18 protein-coding genes and 2 pseudogenes are annotated in these 19,318 nt (G+C 41.8%); 15 read left to right on the top strand and 5 right to left on the bottom strand.

Annotation, left to right across the window (positions count from 1 at the left end; genetic code table 11):
• Positions 1-175: 175 nt before the first annotated feature.
• Positions 176-334, top strand: a pseudogene (locus V7K53_RS29220) (photosystem II q(b) protein); the annotation flags it as partial.
• Here the strand turns inward: V7K53_RS29220 and V7K53_RS29215 are convergent.
• Positions 315-509, bottom strand: a pseudogene (locus V7K53_RS29215) (NADH-quinone oxidoreductase subunit B); the annotation flags it as partial. The pseudogenes V7K53_RS29220 and V7K53_RS29215 overlap by 20 nt on opposite strands.
• An 89-nt stretch (positions 510-598) precedes the next feature.
• Positions 599-721 carry a hypothetical protein gene (locus V7K53_RS29210; protein WP_276512104.1) on the bottom strand — a complete coding sequence of 41 codons (123 nt, stop codon included), beginning with the start codon at positions 719-721 and terminating at the stop codon, positions 599-601.
• Here V7K53_RS29210 and V7K53_RS29205 point away from each other — a divergent pair.
• Entirely contained in the window at positions 712-3,162 is a 2,451-nt protein-coding gene (locus tag V7K53_RS29205; protein ID WP_335200957.1) for a GNAT family N-acetyltransferase, read from the top strand. The two genes, V7K53_RS29210 and V7K53_RS29205, sit on opposite strands and share 10 nt — an antisense overlap.
• 95 nt (positions 3,163-3,257) lie before the next feature.
• On the opposite strand, the gene V7K53_RS29200 is transcribed toward V7K53_RS29205, so the two are convergent.
• A complete protein-coding gene (locus V7K53_RS29200; protein WP_335200956.1) occupies positions 3,258-5,474 on the bottom strand; it encodes an AAA family ATPase in 2,217 nt (738 codons plus the stop codon).
• A gap of 565 nt (positions 5,475-6,039) precedes the next feature.
• Here V7K53_RS29200 and zwf point away from each other — a divergent pair.
• A complete protein-coding gene (gene zwf, locus V7K53_RS29195; RefSeq protein WP_335200955.1) occupies positions 6,040-7,419 on the top strand; it encodes a glucose-6-phosphate dehydrogenase in 1,380 nt (459 codons plus the stop codon).
• A 102-nt stretch (positions 7,420-7,521) separates the two neighbouring features.
• Here the strand turns inward: zwf and V7K53_RS29190 are convergent, their stop codons facing one another.
• On the bottom strand, positions 7,522-8,157 hold the full coding sequence (locus tag V7K53_RS29190) for a GNAT family N-acetyltransferase (RefSeq protein ID WP_335200953.1): 636 nt from the start codon (positions 8,155-8,157) through the stop codon (positions 7,522-7,524).
• Between the two features lie 223 nt (positions 8,158-8,380).
• Here V7K53_RS29190 and V7K53_RS29185 point away from each other — a divergent pair, with 223 nt between their 5' ends.
• The 6 genes from V7K53_RS29185 to V7K53_RS29160 all read left to right on the top strand — a co-directional run bounded on the left by V7K53_RS29185 (position 8,381) and on the right by V7K53_RS29160 (position 14,995).
• On the top strand, positions 8,381-8,977 hold the full coding sequence (locus V7K53_RS29185) for an aromatic-ring-hydroxylating dioxygenase subunit beta (RefSeq protein WP_335200952.1): 597 nt from the start codon (positions 8,381-8,383) through the stop codon (positions 8,975-8,977).
• Positions 8,978-9,199: 222 nt separating this feature from the next.
• Positions 9,200-10,537, top strand: a complete 1,338-nt coding sequence (locus V7K53_RS29180) for an aromatic ring-hydroxylating oxygenase subunit alpha (protein WP_335200951.1) — start codon at positions 9,200-9,202, stop codon at positions 10,535-10,537.
• A gap of 9 nt (positions 10,538-10,546) precedes the next feature.
• Complete coding sequence (locus tag V7K53_RS29175; protein WP_335200949.1) at positions 10,547-12,037, top strand: glutamine synthetase family protein; 1,491 nt, start codon at positions 10,547-10,549, stop codon at positions 12,035-12,037.
• Between the two features lie 428 nt (positions 12,038-12,465).
• Positions 12,466-12,768, top strand: coding sequence for a microviridin/marinostatin family tricyclic proteinase inhibitor (locus V7K53_RS29170; protein ID WP_335200948.1), 303 nt, complete (start codon positions 12,466-12,468; stop codon positions 12,766-12,768).
• Positions 12,769-12,950: 182 nt separating this feature from the next.
• A complete protein-coding gene (locus V7K53_RS29165; protein WP_335200947.1) occupies positions 12,951-13,940 on the top strand; it encodes an MvdC family ATP-grasp ribosomal peptide maturase in 990 nt (329 codons plus the stop codon).
• 80 nt (positions 13,941-14,020) lie between these two features.
• Positions 14,021-14,995, top strand: coding sequence for an MvdD family ATP-grasp ribosomal peptide maturase (locus V7K53_RS29160; protein WP_335200945.1), 975 nt, complete (start codon positions 14,021-14,023; stop codon positions 14,993-14,995).
• Here V7K53_RS29160 and V7K53_RS29155 read toward each other — a convergent pair whose 3' ends face one another.
• Entirely contained in the window at positions 14,996-16,231 is a 1,236-nt protein-coding gene (locus V7K53_RS29155) for a DUF4336 domain-containing protein (RefSeq protein ID WP_442940518.1), read from the bottom strand.
• Positions 16,232-16,504: 273 nt separating this feature from the next.
• On the opposite strand from V7K53_RS29155, the gene V7K53_RS29150 reads away from it, so the two are divergent.
• The 6 genes from V7K53_RS29150 (at position 16,505) to V7K53_RS29125 (ending at position 19,312) form a co-directional block, all read left to right on the top strand.
• Positions 16,505-16,729, top strand: a complete 225-nt coding sequence (locus tag V7K53_RS29150; RefSeq protein ID WP_335200944.1) for an AbrB/MazE/SpoVT family DNA-binding domain-containing protein — start codon at positions 16,505-16,507, stop codon at positions 16,727-16,729.
• Positions 16,726-17,121 (top strand): type II toxin-antitoxin system death-on-curing family toxin, encoded by a 396-nt coding sequence (locus tag V7K53_RS29145; RefSeq protein ID WP_335200942.1) that lies wholly within the window; start codon positions 16,726-16,728, stop codon positions 17,119-17,121. Before V7K53_RS29150 ends, V7K53_RS29145 begins: the two co-directional genes overlap by 4 nt.
• Positions 17,122-17,207: 86 nt before the next feature.
• Positions 17,208-17,336 (top strand): hypothetical protein, encoded by a 129-nt coding sequence (locus V7K53_RS29140; RefSeq protein ID WP_335200941.1) that lies wholly within the window; start codon positions 17,208-17,210, stop codon positions 17,334-17,336.
• Between the two features lie 68 nt (positions 17,337-17,404).
• Positions 17,405-18,718 carry a cytochrome P450 gene (locus V7K53_RS29135; RefSeq protein ID WP_335200940.1) on the top strand — a complete coding sequence of 438 codons (1,314 nt, stop codon included), beginning with the start codon at positions 17,405-17,407 and terminating at the stop codon, positions 18,716-18,718.
• Entirely contained in the window at positions 18,702-18,917 is a 216-nt protein-coding gene (locus V7K53_RS29130) for a hypothetical protein (RefSeq protein ID WP_335200939.1), read from the top strand. The genes V7K53_RS29135 and V7K53_RS29130 overlap by 17 nt, the downstream gene beginning before the upstream one ends.
• On the top strand, positions 18,917-19,312 hold the full coding sequence (locus tag V7K53_RS29125) for a type II toxin-antitoxin system VapC family toxin (protein WP_335200938.1): 396 nt from the start codon (positions 18,917-18,919) through the stop codon (positions 19,310-19,312). Before V7K53_RS29130 ends, V7K53_RS29125 begins: the two co-directional genes overlap by 1 nt.
• Positions 19,313-19,318 lie beyond the last annotated feature (6 nt).

Below are 19,318 nucleotides of genomic sequence, written 5' to 3'. Positions count from 1 at the left end.
GCGATTTCAATCTCAAAAGGACGGCTCATGAGTATTCAAATTTATCAAGTTTGCTTCCCTCTATTATATGCAGCTTCATATTAAATTGGTATTAGCCAATTTACGAGGTTTCAATGCCTGTGAAAATGGGATGAATACGTCTCAAGGAAGTGAGCTTGGCAAAAATTTGGGCTAATGGTTCACCGCACTGGGTGTCAGCACAATGACGTTCAACTTGAACGGCTTCAACTTCAACCAATCTGTAATTGACTCCCAAGGTCGTGTTGTGAACACTTGGGCTGACATCATCAACTGCGCTAACCTGGGTATGAAAGTAATGCACGAGCGTATTTAGGTTCTGGCATTTGTTCGTAAAGCCGCAGGAGGTTAGGCGCGTACTTCATAGTAATTGTGCCAGCAGTAATTAACATATCTGCTTGTCGCGGAGTCACCCGGAGAATCATCCCATATCGTTCTAAGTCGAAGCGAGACGCATAAGCAGCCATAAATTCCATAAAACAACAGGCTGACTTGACAATGCTCCTTCGATGAGTATCTATTCAGTCTCACATTGCATTTTCATGCTTGACTATGAAACTTGTTTCATCAGGACTGCCTTCTATATTTTTTCGGTGTAATTGCGGTTCTCCATCATCTGAGTTGCGTGAAAAGCTGAGAGCGATCGCACAAATATTTTCTCAGGCGTGCAGCTATTAATAGGTTGATTAATCGATGTCTTCATCTGAAAAACCATCTTCAGGATACTCCTTCCGTACGGGCACTGTTGCAGAGCTACAAGCGCACAACTCTAAATACTCTGGTTGGATATTTATTTTGACATCTATCTTAGGGATAGTTCTTTGTATCCGAACAGTTTTAGAAATATTTGTCAAGAGATTAGAGATAAATTATAAAGCATATTTATTTGAGTATGGAAAACCGCCAAATCACTTCTTTGATTGGCAGATTATTTCTTCAGCAGTCAGCCCAAGTGATTTTTTTGTATTTTTGTATATGGGTGGTGCAGTTGCATTTGGATTTGGTATATACATACTTTCTGCATATTTAATGTCACGCAATTATATCAATGATAAAGTTTGGTTTGTTGAATATCAAAAGCAAATTGTTGGCTGGGCATTCTTTGTAGCGAGAAAAAAATATAATATACTGTCTAACATTTATATTGCTCCTAAACATCGCTACCAAGGTGTTGGCTCACTGTTACTCTGGAATTGCCTAGAAAATGTTAGTTTACCTGTATATCTAGTTTATCTTCCTCATCTCAAATTATTTTATGAACGATTTGGGTTTGTCGCTCTTCCCAAGGAAAATAAGCCCAAAGAATTGCAATTGTATCAACTACCTGCAATGGTATTATTGCAACCACCAATTCCCATCGGCGAACATCAATCAACAAGTTTACCTTTACCACCTGGGATTTCTATTCGCCCCTTCCATGATGTTAAAGAGCAATGGCAAATTTACAAAACCTTTTGGCATCGGCAAAGATTTAGAAAATCTCTACTTTATATTTTGACTGTACTTGCTTTGATGACAAGCGGCAGTTTTGTGGTGATTAGTCTAACTTTAAGCTTTATCAAAGCCCTTTTGGGTTTAACCTGGATAGCGGAATTTGATTATTATTTACTGGAACTACCAGTTTCGGGAATTGCGATCGCTTTATGGTTCATCTCCTTATACTTCATTTTGAATCGCTTTATTTTTAGATGGCAAGAGTTAATAATTGAAAAAGATAAACGCCCAATAGGTTACGTTCAATTTGGTAATAATACGACCTGTTCGATATTATTTAACTTACATATTGAGCCACAATATCAACCACAAGAAATGACGAGGTTGTTATTAGCTCGGATTCAGCCGCAAATCACCCTACCCCTGTACTGTCTAGGTTGGCGTAAAGATAAACAGTTTTATAATGGGCTAGGTTTTATTTCAGCTAATCGTCAAGAACTACCATTAGAATTTAAAATTCTTCAGTTGAGCGAGCAAGTATATTTAAAGCTGACATCTCAGGCGGCGACAAACATATCTAATCAGTTACCGGAAGCGATCGCAGCTATTAGCGCACATCAAACTATACACCCAGCGAATCCACCAGTTAAAAAGTCACGCGATCGCAAGTGGTTTTTGATTGTCGATGTGGTGATTTTTCTGGTGATGTATATGCTGACACCACTTTGGCAAATACCACAAATTTACGCTGACTCACAGCAACAAGTTTCAAAAAAGGATATCTCGACTCATACACCAGCTATCCCAGCCTGGAAAATACCAGAACATATTGGAGTTTTAGCGATCGCACCAGATAACCAAACACTCATCAGCGGGAATTGGGAGAACAAAATTCAAGTTTGGGATATTAACAGCAAGAGTCTGCAACAAACCTTGAGCGTCTTTTCTGGCAAAATTCAATCTATCGCTATAAGTCCAGATAATCAAACTTTAGTCGTAGGTACATCTACAGGCGTAATTCAAAAATGGAATTATAAAAGTATCACATTAGATAAAACCTTTTCTCCCGGACATTTAGGAGAAGTCCAAGCCTTAAATATCAGTGCTGATGCTCAAACTTTGGTTACTGGGAGTATGAACGATCCGGTTGTAAAAGTTTGGAATTTACCTCAGGGTAAACTTCAACAGCGAGTCAATACTCGTGGTTATGTTTTGTCTTTAGCAGTCAGCAAAGATAATCAAAATTTATATATTGGTAGCCTGGGTGGAGTCAAGATTTGGGATTTACGTCAACAAAAGTTTATCCAAAGCTGGGCGGCTCATTCTGTTGGAGTTGAGGTAATCGCCCTCAGCGCTGATGGTAAATTAATAGTCACTGGCGGGATGGATCGTCAAGAACTCAGTACAATTTGGATGGTTAAAGTTTGGGATGCTCAAAGCTTAAAACTCTTAAAAACATTGCCGGGGTATTCTAGTTCATTAAATTCATTAACTATTACTCCTGATAGTCAAACAATCATTTTTAACGATTGTTGTTCCACAAACTTGTGGAATTGGATGAATGACAAATATATTTCTGATGTTGATGGACTTAAACATGATGCTGTGCTAAGTCCAGATGGTGCAAATCTTATCGGTGCAGCGTCTGATCGTCAAACCATCACAATTAAAAATTTAAACAGTCTGTTGCCATCCAATTCTAATCAATGAAAGGAAAACGCAGAATGTTCGCGTAGCTTCTCGTAGAGAAGAGAAGCAATTCGCTTGCGGCTACCCACAACTGTGATTTGATAGCCAGAAAGTGTTCATCCACTAATATTTAAAAATGCCACACTGCTTGACCAATTAACGGTTTGGTTGAGTAAGTAACGAATAAACAAATTTTTAATAGTCTGTATTTCCTCAGTTGTCAAATTTGCGGCCAGGCGATCGCCATAACTTGGTCGATTAAGATTAGCAGTAAATAAACGCTTGATAAAATTGTCAGAGATGTGCATTGGTGTCAAATACTGTTCAAGAACCACTTGTACGTAGTGTCCATTTGAAGCAAAAGCGTGGCGCAAATCGTCAGCGTCCCAGTTAAGCATGGGGTCAGAAGCATCTGTATAAATAGCTTCTTCTGCTAAAACTAATCGCTCATACAATTGCGCATCAAGATTTTGGCTGGGCAGTAAGCGGTAAAACCTTTGGGTATGACGAGGTACTGTCTCAGCTAAAATAAGCTTGACTGAGTGCGGGAGCAATTGACCTAAAATTTGAGCAGCAAGTCCCTTATCCGCTTGGGAGGCTAATACATTGCGCCCGATAATAGAGTCAAACTGTACATTTGGTGCAAGAGATGCCAGCATAGCAGGTATCTGTGCAAAAGATGCAGTAAAAACTATTGGTCGCATTGTTTCAGGAAGTGCCGCAGCTTGTTCAATTAAAGCATTGGCATCAGAGCGATCGCGAACACAGGCATAAACCCCACCTTCTGGAACTTGTCGGATTGCTTCCCAAGTAAGTAAACCAGTGGCGGCATTTAGATCCAATACTAAATGATGACGTTGTAATTGAGCGAAAGTGAAAATGCGATCGCGCACAGATGCTAATTGTGTACTTACCTGAGAAAGTGTGCGTTGCAACCAGCGCTCATCTGCTCGGTCAACAGTTCCATAAGTCATGATTTCCATTGGTGCAACACCAATACCTTCTACTATTGCAGCAAGTTGAGCTTCTCGACGACGCGCCACTTGTGTAGCGATTTGGTGTTCATAACCTTGGGTTGATGGTTGGTAAAACAATTGACCTTGCAAGCTGGTGGGTAAATATTGCTGTTCTACCCAATGATCTCGATAAGCGTGAGGATAGAGATAACCTGCTCCATGTCCAAAACCTTTTTTATCCCGACTGGCATCTTTAAGATGAGTGGGAACTTCTGCAACATTTTCATTTTCTACTGCGGCTAAAGCATCAAAAAAGCCCATCAGGCTATTGGATTTTGGTGCAGTTGCTAAATAAAGTACTGCCTGCGCCAAATGATAACGTCCTTCCGGCATCCCCACGCGATCGAATGCTTCGGCACAGGCATTTGTAACGACAACTGCTTGTGGATCGGCTAATCCGACATCTTCGCTAGCTAGAATTAACATCCGACGGAAGATAAATCGGGGGTCTTCACCTGCATAAACCATTTTAGCCAACCAGTAGAGTGCTGCATCTGGGTCAGAACCTCGTAAGCTCTTGATAAAAGCACTGATGGTATCAAAATGGGCATCCCCTTCTTTATCGTATAAAACAGCACGTTGCTGAATTGATTCTTCTGCCACTGCTAGGGGAATATGAATAACACCTGTAGCATCGGGAGGTGTAGTCTCTACAGCCAGTTGCAAAGCATTTAATAATGAACGAGCATCACCGTTAGCAACATTAACTAAATGATCTAAAGCGTCTGCGTCAATTTCTACTGTTAACTTGCCATAACCGCGTTCCGAATCAGCTAGCGTTTGCTCAACAATTTTGTATAAATCTTTATCAGTTAATTGCTGAAGTTGAAAAATCCGCGAACGGCTGACAAGTGCTTTATTGACTTCAAAAAAAGGATTTTCGGTGGTAGCACCAATGAGAATGATTGTACCATTCTCTACCCAAGGCAATAGGGCATCTTGCTGAGACTTATTAAAACGATGGACTTCATCGATAAAAAGAATAGTTCGTTGATTATGAAACTTACGCTGTTGTTGGGCTATTTCAATTGCCCCTCGAATTTCTTTGACTCCTGAAAGTACAGCATTGATAGCGATGAAGTGAGCGCGGGTGGTGTTGGCAATAACACGAGCTAAAGTAGTTTTGCCAGTTCCTGGCGGCCCAGAAAAGATTAAGGAAGACAGTTGATCCAAGCTAATCGCACGCCACAGTAGCCTCCCTTGTCCGATAATATGGTCTTGACCAACAAATTCATCAAGTGTCCGTGGACGCATCCGAGCCGCTAGGGGTGCTTCTTCTTCAGTTATTTTTGCAAGATGCTGGTCAAATAAATCCATTATTTAATTACTGCCAACTCTGATTTTTAAGAAAAATAAATTACTATCTGATTAATTCTGACAACATTTGCTCTAGAATTTCTTTCTCTAAGGAGTTCAGCATTGGTGGGTACTAAGAAATTCTTTGATCGCCCAAATCAAATCAATTGTCTTTTCTGAGAAATTCCTCATCGTAATGTCGCATACTCTATTGGCTGTCTCTTCTATCCACTGGGGTGTTATTCTTCAAGTTGTTGAGTAGACATTCTATGCATATCTGAGAGTTGCAAGAATTTTTCATCTAAAATCCCAAATTGGTATGATTTATTTTTCGGAAATCCCTGAGTATAATTCTGATGCCAATTGAAAAAATCTAGAAGCCAGATTCGTAGTCAGGGTCTTAAACCCTGTAATTTATCAAGCAGTCGGACTCCAATACAAGTAAGAGAATTCTGGTGAAAGTTGCTGGAGTGCGATCGCAGCAATTGATGAATCGGTGTTAAGTGCATGACAACAAACTTTTATCAGCCATGCGCTATCAGTTTGGCGGACATCATAAAAAAGCTAATTCCTAAAGAGGTTAGTCATGGGAACTCCTGATTCAGACGCACTGGTATTTTTTGGGGCAACAGGTGACTTGGCCTACAAGAAAATCTTCCCTAGCCTTCAGGCAATGGTACGACGGGGCAATCTTAATGTCCCAGTGATTGGGGTTGCCGGACGACCTTGGACGACGGAGCAACTTAGAGAAAGGGCACGTGATAGCCTAGAACATCATGGTGGTATAGATCGAGACGCATTTGAGAAACTTTCTGGACTACTCCAATACGTTGCTGGTGACTACAACAAACCAGAAACTTACGAAAAATTACGTCAAGCCCTTGGTGATGCTACTCGTCCCCTGTACTATCTGGCAATTCCACCCAGCCTGTTTGCACAAGTAGTATCAGGATTGGGCGAATCAGGGTGTGCTAAAAATGCGCGGGTGGTAATTGAAAAACCATTTGGACGGGATTTGAAATCAGCACGCGAGTTAAACCAAATTCTGGCATCAGTTTTTCCCGAATCAGCCATCTATCGCATCGACCATTACCTGGGCAAAGAACCACTGCTGAATTTACTCTATTTTCGGTTTGCCAACTCTTTTCTCGAACCTATCTGGAATCGCAACTATGTTGAAAGCATCCAGATTGTGATGGCAGAGGACTTTGGCATTCAAGGAAGGGGGCGCTTCTATGAGGAGACTGGTGCAATTCGGGATGTGGTGGAAAACCACATGCTGCAAGTATTGGCTTCAGTGTGCATGGATGCTCCTGCCAGTACTGCTATCGATTCCATCCGGGATGAAAAAGAGCGTATTCTCAAAGCTATACCTTCAGTGCAACCCAATGAGATTATTCGCGGTCAATTTTCTGATTACCGCAACGAAGAAGGTGTTTCGCCTGACTCCCAAGTAGAAACTTTTGTTGCCGTGCGGTTATTTATTAATACGTGGCGGTGGTCAGGAGTTCCCATCTACATCAGGGCTGGGAAGAAATTGCCTGTTAAAACTACTGAGGTGATGGTCAAATTCAAGTGTCCACCTTTAGATGTGTTCCAGGAGGGAGGAAAAGAAAACGCTAATTATGTTCGTTTTTTACTAGATCCAGAGGTAATTGTGGGATTGGGCGCTCGCACTAAAATCCCTGGAGAAGATATGATCGGCTCTGCGGTTGAACTCCTGGCCTTTTATGGAGGTGGCGATGAGATGGAACCCTATGAGCGTTTATTGGGTGATGCTATGCGAGGCGATCCCACCTTGTTTGTACGGGAAGATACTGTCGAAGAGGAATGGCGGATTGTCCAGTCAATTCTTGATAACGTCACACCTGTTTATCAGTATGAGCCAAATACATGGGGGCCACCTGAGTCAGATCAACTACTCTTGGCAAAGGATCAGTGGTACAATCCCTTGTCTAAAGAGTAGTATAGATTACTCTGTATCTGCGCAATATCAAGGAATTTGGCGAGATGCGATAATTTTAATCATTTAAAAAGTATTTTTTGCACATTTAGCAGGAGATGCCGTTTATTTATAAATCCTGTATTCAATCTCATCCAGAAGATCGCCACTCTTGTTAATCTGTTGAAACTCCCGAAATACTTTACCCCCAAGATTTTCCGCAATTTTCCGGCTGGGGATATTTCTTTTATCAACAGGGTAGGAAAGATAATTGTATTCCAAATTTTTATCCACCCAGTCTTTGAGTGTATTAATTGCCTCTCTACCAAAACCATGACCATGAGCGGATTTCTTGAGCCAAATTCCTAACTCCGGTGTCTGAGTATCAATAGCGCCAACCTCGCAAATTCCTAAAAACTCTAAACTATCTTTCTTGAGAATTACCAACACTAGGTCAGTGTGATTTTCTCGTTGTAGAATCATCTCTCTAATTATCTTTTTAGTTTCACTGAGACTCTGGGCTGGTTTCGGATACATAAAGGTGGTAATTTCGCTTGTAAATTCTCGAAATACATCTTCTGTATTTTCCAACGAAATCGTTTGCAAAATCAGTCTTTTAGACTCTAAACTTACTTTTTCTAAACTCTCCATAAAACTGGCACTGGCAACTATACAATCACTGATATAGAAACCAACAAAGGGTACAACCCAATACGGTTCGGTTAAAGGGGAAAGGTGAAAGGTGAAAGGTTTTGAATACATCCTTTCCCAATACTTGTCGGTTAAGGGGAAAAGGGGAAGGGGAAAGGGGAAAGAAAAAACCTTTAACCTTTACCCTTTAACCTTTTCCCCAAACCCAATGCCGAGTTAAAAATCCTTAACCGAGAAGTATTGCGTCGGTATCTAAAATAAGAGCGGGGACATCATCGATACGGGCACTGGCGATGATGCAATCTCTGGCTTTATCAACAACGTACACACTGACATGAATTCATATAATAAAGAAAATCCCAAAAGTTCACGAGATTCCTATTACGTGGATCGGGAATTTTATCATGAATTAATTAAAAGACTTCCAGAGTGGGAAAATGAAGGAAAAGCAGTTAATCAATCAATTGAGTTAGAGTGCAAAGCATTACTGTTTCTGGAAGCACGGTTACTGGATGATGGTAAATTTGATGATTGGTTGGGGTTATTTACTAACAAATGCCTTTATTGGATTCCTACTATTCCAGGTGGTGGAGACCCTAGAAAAGAAGTATCCATCGCTTTCGATGACCACAGACGCTTAGAAGATAAGGTCTTTTGGTTGCAGTGTGGTTTTGCTTATGCCCAAACACCGCGATCGCGTACTAGCCGAATAATTAGTAATATTGAAATATTTTCGTGTGCAAAGGAAGAAGAAGTCAAAATTCGTTCCAACTTTCTCATTCACGAATTTCGCCAAGGACAGACGCAAACCTTTGCTGGTTGGTACTTACACAGATTGCACCAGCAGTATGGCAAATGGAAAATAGCTCTCAAGCAGGTGAATTTAATTGATGCGGATCGAGGTCATGAAAACTTGAGTTTTTTACTTTGATTAGAGCGATCGTAAGAATTGCGATGGCGTACTTGCCCCTCGTAGGCGATCGCTAACTTGTGAGAAATCCGGCGGGGTAGGGGCGCAAGACCTTGTGCCCTGACGACTCAAATACATGAAAACTGCTGTAACAAAAAAATGTCTAATTTAGAGACGTATTAGCTTAAAGTTAGCAATATCATACAGGTCTATTTGTCAAATTTCTTTTGAGAAAAGCTAACCATGCTACATGGAAACAGCGAATTCAAGCAAGACTATGACTGGGATTATTTAATTCAGCCAGAACGAGTCCACCGTTGTGTTTATACGGATGCGAGAATTTTCCAGGAGGAAATGATTCGGATTTTTGGCGGAACCTGGGTTTACCTTGCTCATGAAAGCGAAATACCCAACCCCAACGATTTTAAGACATCTAATTTAGGGCATCGTCCAATTATTATCCTGCGCGATCGCCAAGATAAAATTCGCGCTTTGTTCAATCGCTGTACCCATAGAGGATCGACAGTTTGTCGTGAAACTCGTGGTTGTGCGAAAACTTTTACTTGTCCTTATCATGGCTGGACTTATAGCAACACAGGAAAACTCACAGGAGTTCCTTGGGCAAAGGGTTACGCTGCTGACTTTCATCGTCCAGAATTTAACCTGGGACAAATTCCTTGGGTAGAAAGCTATCGTGGTTTTATCTTTGGGACTTTGAATTCTGAAGCACCAGATTTAATCACCTATCTCGGACGAGCCAAAGATTTATTGGATCAGTGGATTGACCGTTTTCCCAACGCTCAAATCACCGTACAAAGTAGCGCACACAAAATGATTTATCAAGGTAACTGGAAGTTTACCTACGATAATGCCGCTAATGGTTATCATGTCCCGTTTTCGCACCGTTCTCTGCTGGCTGTGGCCAATCGCTTAGAAACCGAAAAAGACATGCAATATTTTGCCCACAATCCTGATGAAGGGCCGATGTATGTGCAGTACCTTGGTCATGGGCACATGTTCATCGATCAGCGCCCCAGTTACGAAAAACGGGCTGGTGCTTTCTGGCAACAACAACGACCCCAGCCAGGACGAGAAGCTTATGAAGCAAAGATCCGAGAAAAGTGGGGCGATCGGGCAGATTATTGGTTAGATTTGTCCATTGGTTCGCAGATGAATTTAACTATTTTTCCCAATCTGCTAGTTTTTGGCAATCAAATCGAAGTGATTGAACCGCTAGCTGTCGATCGCACTCAACTGACAATATATGCTACCACCATCGCTGAAGTACCAGATGAAGTGAATGTTTTGCGGATGAGGACTCAGGAAGATTTTCCCAGTTTTGGCATTCCTGACGATACGATCAACTTTGCTGAATGTCAGCGGGGGTTAAGTATTCCAGAAATCGAATGGGTGGCAATGAATCGCGGATTTGGCATTAGCGATCGCCATCATGTTGATGTTGATGGTGTCATCACGGGGCCTGTGACAGATGAGTTAGCAATTCGTGGTTATCACCAAGAATGGAAACGCCTGATGAAGGCTGATTTCAAACTCACCGCACAAGCAGTTGAACATGATTAGGCAATCCAAATGAAAAAACCTGGATTTATTGAGCGTCATCACCTGTGGACAGAAATCCAAAAAGAAGCATCTGAAAAGATTAAGGGTGTTATCAAAGAACGGGATCTATTGTTAATTCGTACCGCTTGGGTAGACCAGCATGGCATTGTTCGCAGCAAGTCGCTCTTACCACAGGCGTTTTTAAGCGCTTTAGAAAACGGTATGCAAATCAGCACAGGGACATTCCTGTTTGATACTGGTGGTGCAATAGTATTTAACCCCTTCGTTCCGGGTGGTAGCTTAGATATGTCTCAGATGACAGGTGCGCCAAATCTTGTGGCTGTTCCTGACCCTGATACCTTCAAAATTCTCCCTTGGGCAAAACGTACTGGTTTTATCCTCTGTGACGAGTACTTTCAAAATGGTCAGGTAATGCCCTTTTCCAGTCGCGGTATTTTGCGCCAATCATTGGTAGAGTTACATCAAAGAGGGTTAGAGCATATTGTCGGTTTAGAGGTTGAGTGGTATCTGGCAAAGTTAGAAGATCCGATGTTAGCGATCGCTAATGTTGGTACTTCTGGAAAACCTGGTGAACCTGCCAAAGTTAGCGCTGTAGAGCATAGTTTCCAATATCTTTTAGAATCCCATAATCCAGAGATTCACGACTTGCTGCGTATTCTGGCAGAAAACTTAGTTGAAATGGGATTGCCTTTAAGGAGTGTAGAAAACGAAGGAGGTGCGGGTCAATTTGAATTTACCTTTGACCCGATTCCTGCATTACAAGCTGCGGATACAATGATGATATTCCGAATGGCGACCAAGCAAATCTGCCGTCAACAAGGTTACATCGCATCATTTATGTGTCGTCCAGGATTGCAAGGTTCTTCTTCCAATGGCTGGCATTTGCACCAATCCCTTGTAGACCGAAGCACAGGCGAGAATGCTTTCATGTCTGCAAACTCCAAAACTCTAATGTCAGATTTAGGTAAACATTTCGTTGGTGGTCTTCTTAAACACGCCAATGCTGCTTCCGTTTTCACAACCCCGACAATTAACGGCTACAAAAGATTTAGGCCTTATTCCCTAGCTCCTGACCGTGCCGGATGGGGATTGGAAAACCGAGGGGCAATGATTAGATTACAAGGCGGTTATGATGACCCCACCACCCACATTGAAAACCGAGTTGGAGAACCAGCAGCCAATCCTTATCTGTATATGGCATCGCAATTGATTTCTGGGTTAGATGGTGTAGATCGTAAACTTGACCCTGGCTCCCCAACAGATGAACCTTACGCTACAAAAAGTCCCACCTTACCCAAAAGTTTGCCAGAGGCGATTTCATATTTGAGCCAAAGCGAACTTTTTGCCCAAAAAATGGGGCAGCAGTTCATCAACTTCATTATTAAGATGAAACAGAGTGAAATCAATCGCTTTTTGCAGTCCGTCGGCGATCAGCTACCAGAAGACTATTTAAAACAGGTGACTAACTGGGAGCAAAGAGAATATTTTGAATTATTTTGAAGTGAATAATTCCTATAAATGTCGCGCTTTTAAAGATGATTATTAAGATATTTAAGTGAATAGACCTGCCTTGAAAATAAGGCAGGAGGCAGGAGGAAGGAGGGAGAAAAAGAATTGTTATCTTTACTTCTCTAGTTGTGTACCTCATTTAGTTGCAAACTGCTGTAGATGCAGCTAGTACTGTTTCACAATTGCGCCCCGTCCATACTTGCTTAAGAAAAATTATTATATTTTTAACTTTATACAAACATGATTACACAAAAGTAAATATTTGTTAAAAGATAAATTAATACTTATTTTGGTAAGTCAAACTTCGCCAATTTCCGAGAATGAGTTGATGTATAAACTTTTTTTGGCAAAGGTATTAGTATGTATTATGTCATATAATACAGGAGATATTTAAGTTCAGTTTTTATCGGAGAAAGATTGTGTCTGATAACAAGCCAGAAAAGGTGAATTCACAAGCAGTACCATTCTTCGCTCGATTCTTGGAAGGGCAAAGCCTTGAAGACCTTTCTGATGAAGACTCAAAAGCGATTATCGGTGGTAAATGTAATAATGCCACAAACAAGAATAAGGATGAACTTGTAACAACTCTGAAGTCTCCATCCGATCAAGAAGATGCCACTTCAGTAACCAAGAAGTACCCTTCTGATAGTGATGAGTTCGCTGTTACTCAGAAGTTTCCTTCAGATGGTGATGATGATCGGTCGCCGTCTAAACCTGTATAGCTGCATACTTTTGATTACACCAGACATGCGGTTTTAAAACTATTGTCAGTATAAAAATATATTTAGCTTTGCCAACTTCATCTAGGGGTTGGCTTCCCATTAAAATTAAGTTCACTTTTTTAATATTTTGCTTTTTCAAGAGTTGACAATAGTGACAATGCCAAAACTAATAAAAATATTTTATGCACCTCGCTCGTGATGTAGTTTTATTAATTACCCATAGTGGTGATTACTTTACAATAGATAGAGTTGCAGAAGCAGTATCAAAACTAGGCGCACAGCCATTTCGTCTTGATACTGATAAGTTTCCGATCGCACTCCAACTCCAGGCTAATTTAAGTAACTCTGGTAGCAATCATACACTGCAATATAGCGATCGCTCCCTCAACACCGAGCAAGTGCAAGCAGTATGGATGCGGCGTATTTGGCAACCCGATCTCGGTCAAGAATTGGCTCCACAATTTCAAGCAGCCTGTTCTAGTGAATCACTCGCAGTATTAGATGGCTTTTGGGACAGCCTCAGAGATGCTAAGTGGGTGGATGATTTACGCAGGATAAGTGCAGCTGAAAACAAGTTACGCCAACTGCGGGTTGCTTCGGAAGTAGGTCTTGTCATACCTCGGACTCTCGTCACCAACAATCCTCAAGAAGCACGAGAATTTTTCCACCAAGTTAAGGGAAAAATGATTGTCAAGCTGCTCAGACCTCTTTCTTCTGGGATGCAAGCCTCTTCTTTTTTCATGTATACCAGCGTCGTTAAAGAAGAAGACTTACTTGATGCTGAAACACTGCGCTATTGTCCAGTTATGTTTCAAGAACAAATCCCTAAACAGCAAGAACTACGAGCAGTGTATGTGAATGGCAATCTATTTGTCGGGGCGCTAGATGCGTCTGAGTATGCAGCATCTACCCAGGATTGGCGACGTGAGACAAATAAGATTCTTACCTGGCAACCAGAGCAATTACCTAATAAATTAATCCGTTGTTTAGATGCCTTTATGGCTAAGTTTGGACTGATTTTTGGAGCATTTGATTTGATTAAAACCCCATCAGGAGAATATGTTTTTTTAGAAATTAATCCTACAGGAGAGTGGGGAATGCTGGAGAGAGATTTGGACTATCCAATTGCTCTAGCGATCGCATCTGCACTACTTTCAACAAGCCCGAAGTAAAATGCTCTTACTTAAAAATTTCCAACCAACTGATAACCCCTATATTTATCTCTAGCGTACTTCATTCTCCATATTTGTAAATGACTATTTTAATCATTACTCACAGCCAAGATAACGAAAGTATTCCTCTAGTTATTCAGGCAATTGAAGCCCAAGGAAAGAAAGCATTTCGTTTTGACACAGACCGATTTCCCACAGAAATGCAGTTAGATATTTACTATGGTAGTACTAAGCGAGTGATTCTGAGTGTCGATGACCAGACATTAGATTTAAATGAAGTGTCAGCAGTTTGGTATCGGCGCATTGCAATTGGATCAAAAATTCCCAACTCGATGGACAGGCAACTTAGACAAGCCTCACTGAAAGAATCTCGCGTCAGCATTGAGGGAATGATTGCTAGTATCAGGGGGTTTCATCTTGACCCTCTGCCAAATATTCGCCGAGCCGAAAATAAGCAACTGCAATTACAAATAGCAAGAGATATCGGTCTAGATACGCCTCGCACTCTGACTACAAATAATCCTGTAGCAGTAAAGCAATTTGCCCAAGAGTGTCAACAGGGAATGATTACCAAAATGCTGTCTTCCTTCGCTATTTATGATGAACGAGGACGAGAAAAAGTTGTGTTTACAAATCCAATTTCATCAGAGGATCTAGACAATCTTGATGGCTTACGTTTCTGCCCAATGACATTTCAGGAGAAGATTCCCAAGGCATTGGAATTGCGGACAATTATTGTCGGGAAGCGTGTGCTAACGGCTGCGGTTGATTCTCAAGCTTTGGATAAGGCACGTTACGACTGGCGCAAACAGGGAATCGCCTTACTCAACGCTTGGGAGTCATACACTTTGCCCGAAGATGTCGCAGAAAAATTGCTCAAACTCATGGCAGAATTTGGTTTAAACTATGGGGCGCTGGATATTATTTTGACTCCTGATGGTCGTCATGTATTCCTTGAAGTTAACCCAGTTGGCGAGTTCTTCTGGCTGGAACGCTGTCCTGGCTTACCGATTTCCCAGGCGATCGCTGAGGTTTTAAATAATTCAGCTAGTTGATTACAAATTCTCTTTAGCTGGCGTTGCGATACCGCGTTTAACTAGACCTGCTTCAAGTTCCTTAATAAATTTTAAGTCTTCCTCCAATAGAGGCTGGCTTTCGCTAGAAGAAAGATTTTTTTCCATAAAAGCAAATGCTTGCCGAAATTGACGCGGATTTGCTTTAATTAGCGATTCAAAGTGACAGGGAATAATCTGCTGAAAATCCCACCTTGCAACTGTATCAGCCCAGTTGAGGACTTGGCTTGGTGCTTGAGGAAAAATGAGGATTTGCAAAATCGGTGCGACAAATGGTCGCCCCTGACCTCGTAGAGCATCGAATGCCTGCTTCCAGTTTTCTTGCCAACGAAAAGGAAATAAACCAAAGTAGGTTTTTAGCGATCGCTGTGGTGCTTTGAGAGCATCACGAAACATCTGTCCGATTGAAGCAACTTCTAAGGCACTTGGACGGAAGTAAAGCGCAAACAGTGAAATGCGTTGCCATCCCTTGCGACGGTTATCTTCATTGTCCTCGATCGTCTCCCAGGCATTATCCCTGGCATGAAACAGTAAGGGATAAGGATCTAATTGGAGGATTTCTGGTGGATCAACTGGTACAGAAAGGATAGAATCAGTTACAAGCAGAGTGCGCGATCGCTTGTGAAACAATGCAACTTCTGCAAAAGATCCTCGTCCCAAGTCGATGTCCAATATTGCATAGTCAAACTCCAGAGCAAAGGGAGCAAGGCTTGAGTCCTCTGGGAGTTCTTGAGTTCGTTTTTGGGGAAAGCCTAGCCAACTAAGCGGTAGATTGAACGGAAAACTCCACTGGTGCGGGGCAACAAACACTTGTGCTTGAGGAAAGCGACGAGCAAAGGGGCCAACGAAGACTTTATGCTCCAGACCAGAACTGGTTGGCAGTAAAATGTACTTAACTTCACCGTGCTTTGCTACCAACTCATTAACCAAGCGGACACACTCAGTTGTTGGAGCAACGGGTGCATAGACCAGAAGTCCTCCGGCAAAGAGCTTGACGATAGTCATGCGAATCGGCACGATGGTGTAGAGAATGCCGTGAAGCTGATCGAATGTCCAGATAGTGTCCTGAACTATTTCCTGACGAAGTGTCCGCCGCCTCCCGTAGGGGTAGAGTGGGACAGCAGCCCAGAATGGCCATGACCAATCCTTGGGGTTGTTCAAAGGAGACATCCCTCGATCTTGTAGTTCAACTCTCGACTGAGATCCAAGTGAATTCATCGTCGTTCCATTGTCCTGGCGTGGGCCAGTTGTGAGAGTGCTGTAGTGGCTACAAGATTGATATAGCACGCTTGTCAGGCGAGGGCAACTGGCTAGAATCCCCACACAACACAACACTTGTCGGTAATTGATTCTTTTTACTGAAAGTCTCTCACCTAAAGGGATGCGCTGCAATGATTTTTGATTTTGTAAGGAGATTAGAAAATTTCTGTAAACTGTTTACAAAAATGTGTTATTACAAAAGTATTACTCCTTTAAAGAGCCTATTGATTTATGTACACCTTAAAAATTCGTAGAGTTGGAAACTCCTTGGGTGTAACACTACCTAAAGAAGCTCTGCAAAAACTTAGAGTTAAAGAAGGGGACAACGTGTTTGTCACTGAAACTCCCTCTGGTATTCACCTAACTGCCTGTAACCCTGATTTTGAAAAGGCGATGGAAGCTTACAGAAAAGTGAGTACTAAATACAGGAATGCACTTCATGAGTTAGCGAAGTGAACGAGCCTTTCTGGCTAGATGAAACAATTGTTAGAGCTATGCATGAAGACCAATTAGCACAGCACGGCGGTCTTACTGGTATAAGAGATAACAATTTATTTTTGGCTAGTTTAGATAGACCGAAGAATTTGCTCATCTTTGGTGAGCCAACACCCACAATACTTGATTTAGCTGCTGCTTATGGCTATGGGTTTGCTAAAAACCATGCATTTATAGACGGTAATAAACGGGTAGCTTTCGTAACGATGGCTACCTTTCTTGAATTAAATGGATATTCACTGAATGTTCCAGAGACGGAAGTTGTCTTAATGATGGAACGACTTGCAATCGGTCAAGAAACTCAAGAATCAATAGCCGAATGGCTTCAAGAAAATTGTGTTCAACATGAATAGGCGATCTAAGATGGCTCTTTGCTGCGAGAAAGCGTTGCAGTAACTTCCGATTTCAACTTCCAACTTCATAAGCTAGTTGGTGGAAGTTGGAAGTTAGGAGTTGCGATCGCTACGCCCGCCGCAGGCATCGCGCTCCGGCTGCATCAGAATTTGCATTGATGACCGTTGCAGTTTTCGTTGCACCTAAACTGCGATCGCCAATGAGCCGACGGTGAGTAACTTGTTAAGATGATGTTGACTCAAAATTAGTCACAGCAAACTATCACCGATCGCCATTAGAAGCATGAAGCATCTGTCAGACTACAACTTCTTCGATCCAGAAGTGCTTGTGTGCCCTTATGAATTCTACAAGCTGGCACAGGAGCAAGCACCAATTATGGAGCTACCAAGTCCCTCAACAGAAGCAAAACTCTTTCTTGTTACTCGCTATGACTTAGCGATCGAAATTCTTAAGGATACAAGAGTATTCTCTAGCAATTTCTCGACTTTACTAGCTGGCAAAGAACAACACGATCAAGAGTTGCAGAAAATTGCTGCTCAAGGTTGGCCTCAGATGAACACCCTACTGACGGCAGATCCACCAGAACACGAGCGATTTCGCTCGCTGGTGAATAAGGCATTCACCTCGTCGCGTATCAACAAAATGCGTGACTTGATTGAGCAGATTGTTGATGAACTGATTGACAGCTTTATCGATCGCGGCAAGTGTGAATTCGTCAGTGAGTTTGCCGTACCCTTACCGCTCAAAGTTATTGCTCAACAGTTAGGTGTGCCGCAAGCAGATTTGCCGAAGTTCAAGCAATGGTCTGATGCTTTTATTGCCCGTTTAGGTAACTTACTTTCTAGAGAGCAGGAAATCGAGTGTGCTAAAGATGTTGTCGCTTTCCAGCATTATTTTCATGATGTCATCGAGTCCCGCCAAAAACAGCCTCAAGATGATTTGATTACTGACTTGGTACAGGCAAAAGTGGATGGAGAGCGATCGCTCGACACTGCTGAACTACTGAGTATAATTCAGCAAATATTAGTGGCAGGCAATGAGACTGTCACCAGTGCGATCGCAGGTGGGATGTTGTTGCTGACAAACAACAAAGAGCAGATGAAGTTGGTACAAACAGATATTTCTCTGTTAGAGAACTTTGTTGAAGAAGTTTTACGAATGCAAAGTCCGACAGCAGGAATGTGGCGAGTTGTGACGGAAGATACAAAGCTCCAAGATGTCGATCTCAAAGCTGGGTCTTTAGTGATGCTCCGCTTTGATGCTGCTAACCGCGACTCGCTAAAATTTCTTGAAGGTGAGCGTTTCGATGTGCGCCGCCATAATGCCAGCAACCACCTATCTTTTGGTCATGGCATTCATTTTTGTTTGGGCGCTATGCTTGCTCGTAAGGAAATGCAGATCGCATATCAGCGTTTGCTGCTACGGTTGAAGGACATTCGCTTGACACAAGAAGGATACCAATATTTACCGAACGTACTCATGCGGACACTCAAGCACCTCTATATTGAGTTCGACAAGGCATCAGGAACCACCAGTTCGGTAATAAATACTACTAGAATTTCGATAGGAGGTAAAAACAATGCTACGAACCATTGAAGGAATTTATAAAAATGGCAAAATCGAACTAGCTGAAAAACCACAAGGTATTACTGAAAGCAAAGTCTTTGTTACTTTCTTAGAAACAAAACCCATGATTTGGCCAGAAACTATTATGCAACATCAAGGTGTAGTAGAAAGTATTATTTTTGAGTCCTACCGAGACGAACTGCTACCACCTAACGAAATCGAGTTTTAATGATGGGTTATTTACTCGATACCTGCGTAATCAGTGATTTTGTCAAGGGAGAAAAAAATACTCTCAAGCTATTAAAGTCTACTACTCCCACAGATATTTTTATTTCCTCCTTAACAGTAATGGAGATTAAGTATGGATTAGCAATCAATCCTCAACGTGCCTTAAAAATCCAATCATTGGTTGAAGCATTGTTAGGTTCGATTACAATTTTACCTTTTAGTGTGGAAGAAGCAGAACAAGCTGCCCAAATAAGAAGTATTTTGAAAACAGCGGGTACTCCTATCGGTTCTTATGATGTATTGATCGCAGCAACAGCACTAACTCACAATCATATTGTTGTAACATCTAATGTTCGAGAATTTCAAAGAGTAAACAGCTTGCAAATAGAGAATTAGCGTTCT

The organism is Nostoc sp., assembly GCF_036917355.1.
Lineage (GTDB): Bacteria > Cyanobacteriota > Cyanobacteriia > Cyanobacteriales > Nostocaceae > Nostoc.
Note: the sequence above shows the minus strand (reverse complement) of the source record. Positions and strands in the feature narration are given on the sequence as shown.

What these genes read in the sequence shown, in the direction of transcription:
- V7K53_RS29135 (WP_335200940.1), top strand. Translation starts at nt 17,405, where the DNA reads ATGAAGCATCTGTCAGACTACAACTTCTTCGATCCAGAAGTGCTTGTG.
- V7K53_RS29210 (WP_276512104.1), bottom strand. Translation starts at nt 721, where the DNA reads ATGAAGACATCGATTAATCAACCTATTAATAGCTGCACGCCTGAGAAA.
- V7K53_RS29150 (WP_335200944.1), top strand. Translation starts at nt 16,505, where the DNA reads ATGTACACCTTAAAAATTCGTAGAGTTGGAAACTCCTTGGGTGTAACA.
- V7K53_RS29205 (WP_335200957.1), top strand. Translation starts at nt 712, where the DNA reads ATGTCTTCATCTGAAAAACCATCTTCAGGATACTCCTTCCGTACGGGC.
- V7K53_RS29155 (WP_442940518.1), bottom strand. Translation starts at nt 16,231, where the DNA reads ATGAATTCACTTGGATCTCAGTCGAGAGTTGAACTACAAGATCGAGGG.
- V7K53_RS29175 (WP_335200949.1), top strand. Translation starts at nt 10,547, where the DNA reads ATGAAAAAACCTGGATTTATTGAGCGTCATCACCTGTGGACAGAAATC.
- V7K53_RS29125 (WP_335200938.1), top strand. Translation starts at nt 18,917, where the DNA reads ATGATGGGTTATTTACTCGATACCTGCGTAATCAGTGATTTTGTCAAG.
- V7K53_RS29200 (WP_335200956.1), bottom strand. Translation starts at nt 5,474, where the DNA reads ATGGATTTATTTGACCAGCATCTTGCAAAAATAACTGAAGAAGAAGCA.
- V7K53_RS29185 (WP_335200952.1), top strand. Translation starts at nt 8,381, where the DNA reads ATGAATTCATATAATAAAGAAAATCCCAAAAGTTCACGAGATTCCTAT.
- V7K53_RS29180 (WP_335200951.1), top strand. Translation starts at nt 9,200, where the DNA reads ATGCTACATGGAAACAGCGAATTCAAGCAAGACTATGACTGGGATTAT.
- V7K53_RS29165 (WP_335200947.1), top strand. Translation starts at nt 12,951, where the DNA reads ATGCACCTCGCTCGTGATGTAGTTTTATTAATTACCCATAGTGGTGAT.
- zwf (WP_335200955.1), top strand. Translation starts at nt 6,040, where the DNA reads ATGGGAACTCCTGATTCAGACGCACTGGTATTTTTTGGGGCAACAGGT.
- V7K53_RS29160 (WP_335200945.1), top strand. Translation starts at nt 14,021, where the DNA reads ATGACTATTTTAATCATTACTCACAGCCAAGATAACGAAAGTATTCCT.
- V7K53_RS29130 (WP_335200939.1), top strand. Translation starts at nt 18,702, where the DNA reads ATGCTACGAACCATTGAAGGAATTTATAAAAATGGCAAAATCGAACTA.
- V7K53_RS29190 (WP_335200953.1), bottom strand. Translation starts at nt 8,157, where the DNA reads ATGTATTCAAAACCTTTCACCTTTCACCTTTCCCCTTTAACCGAACCG.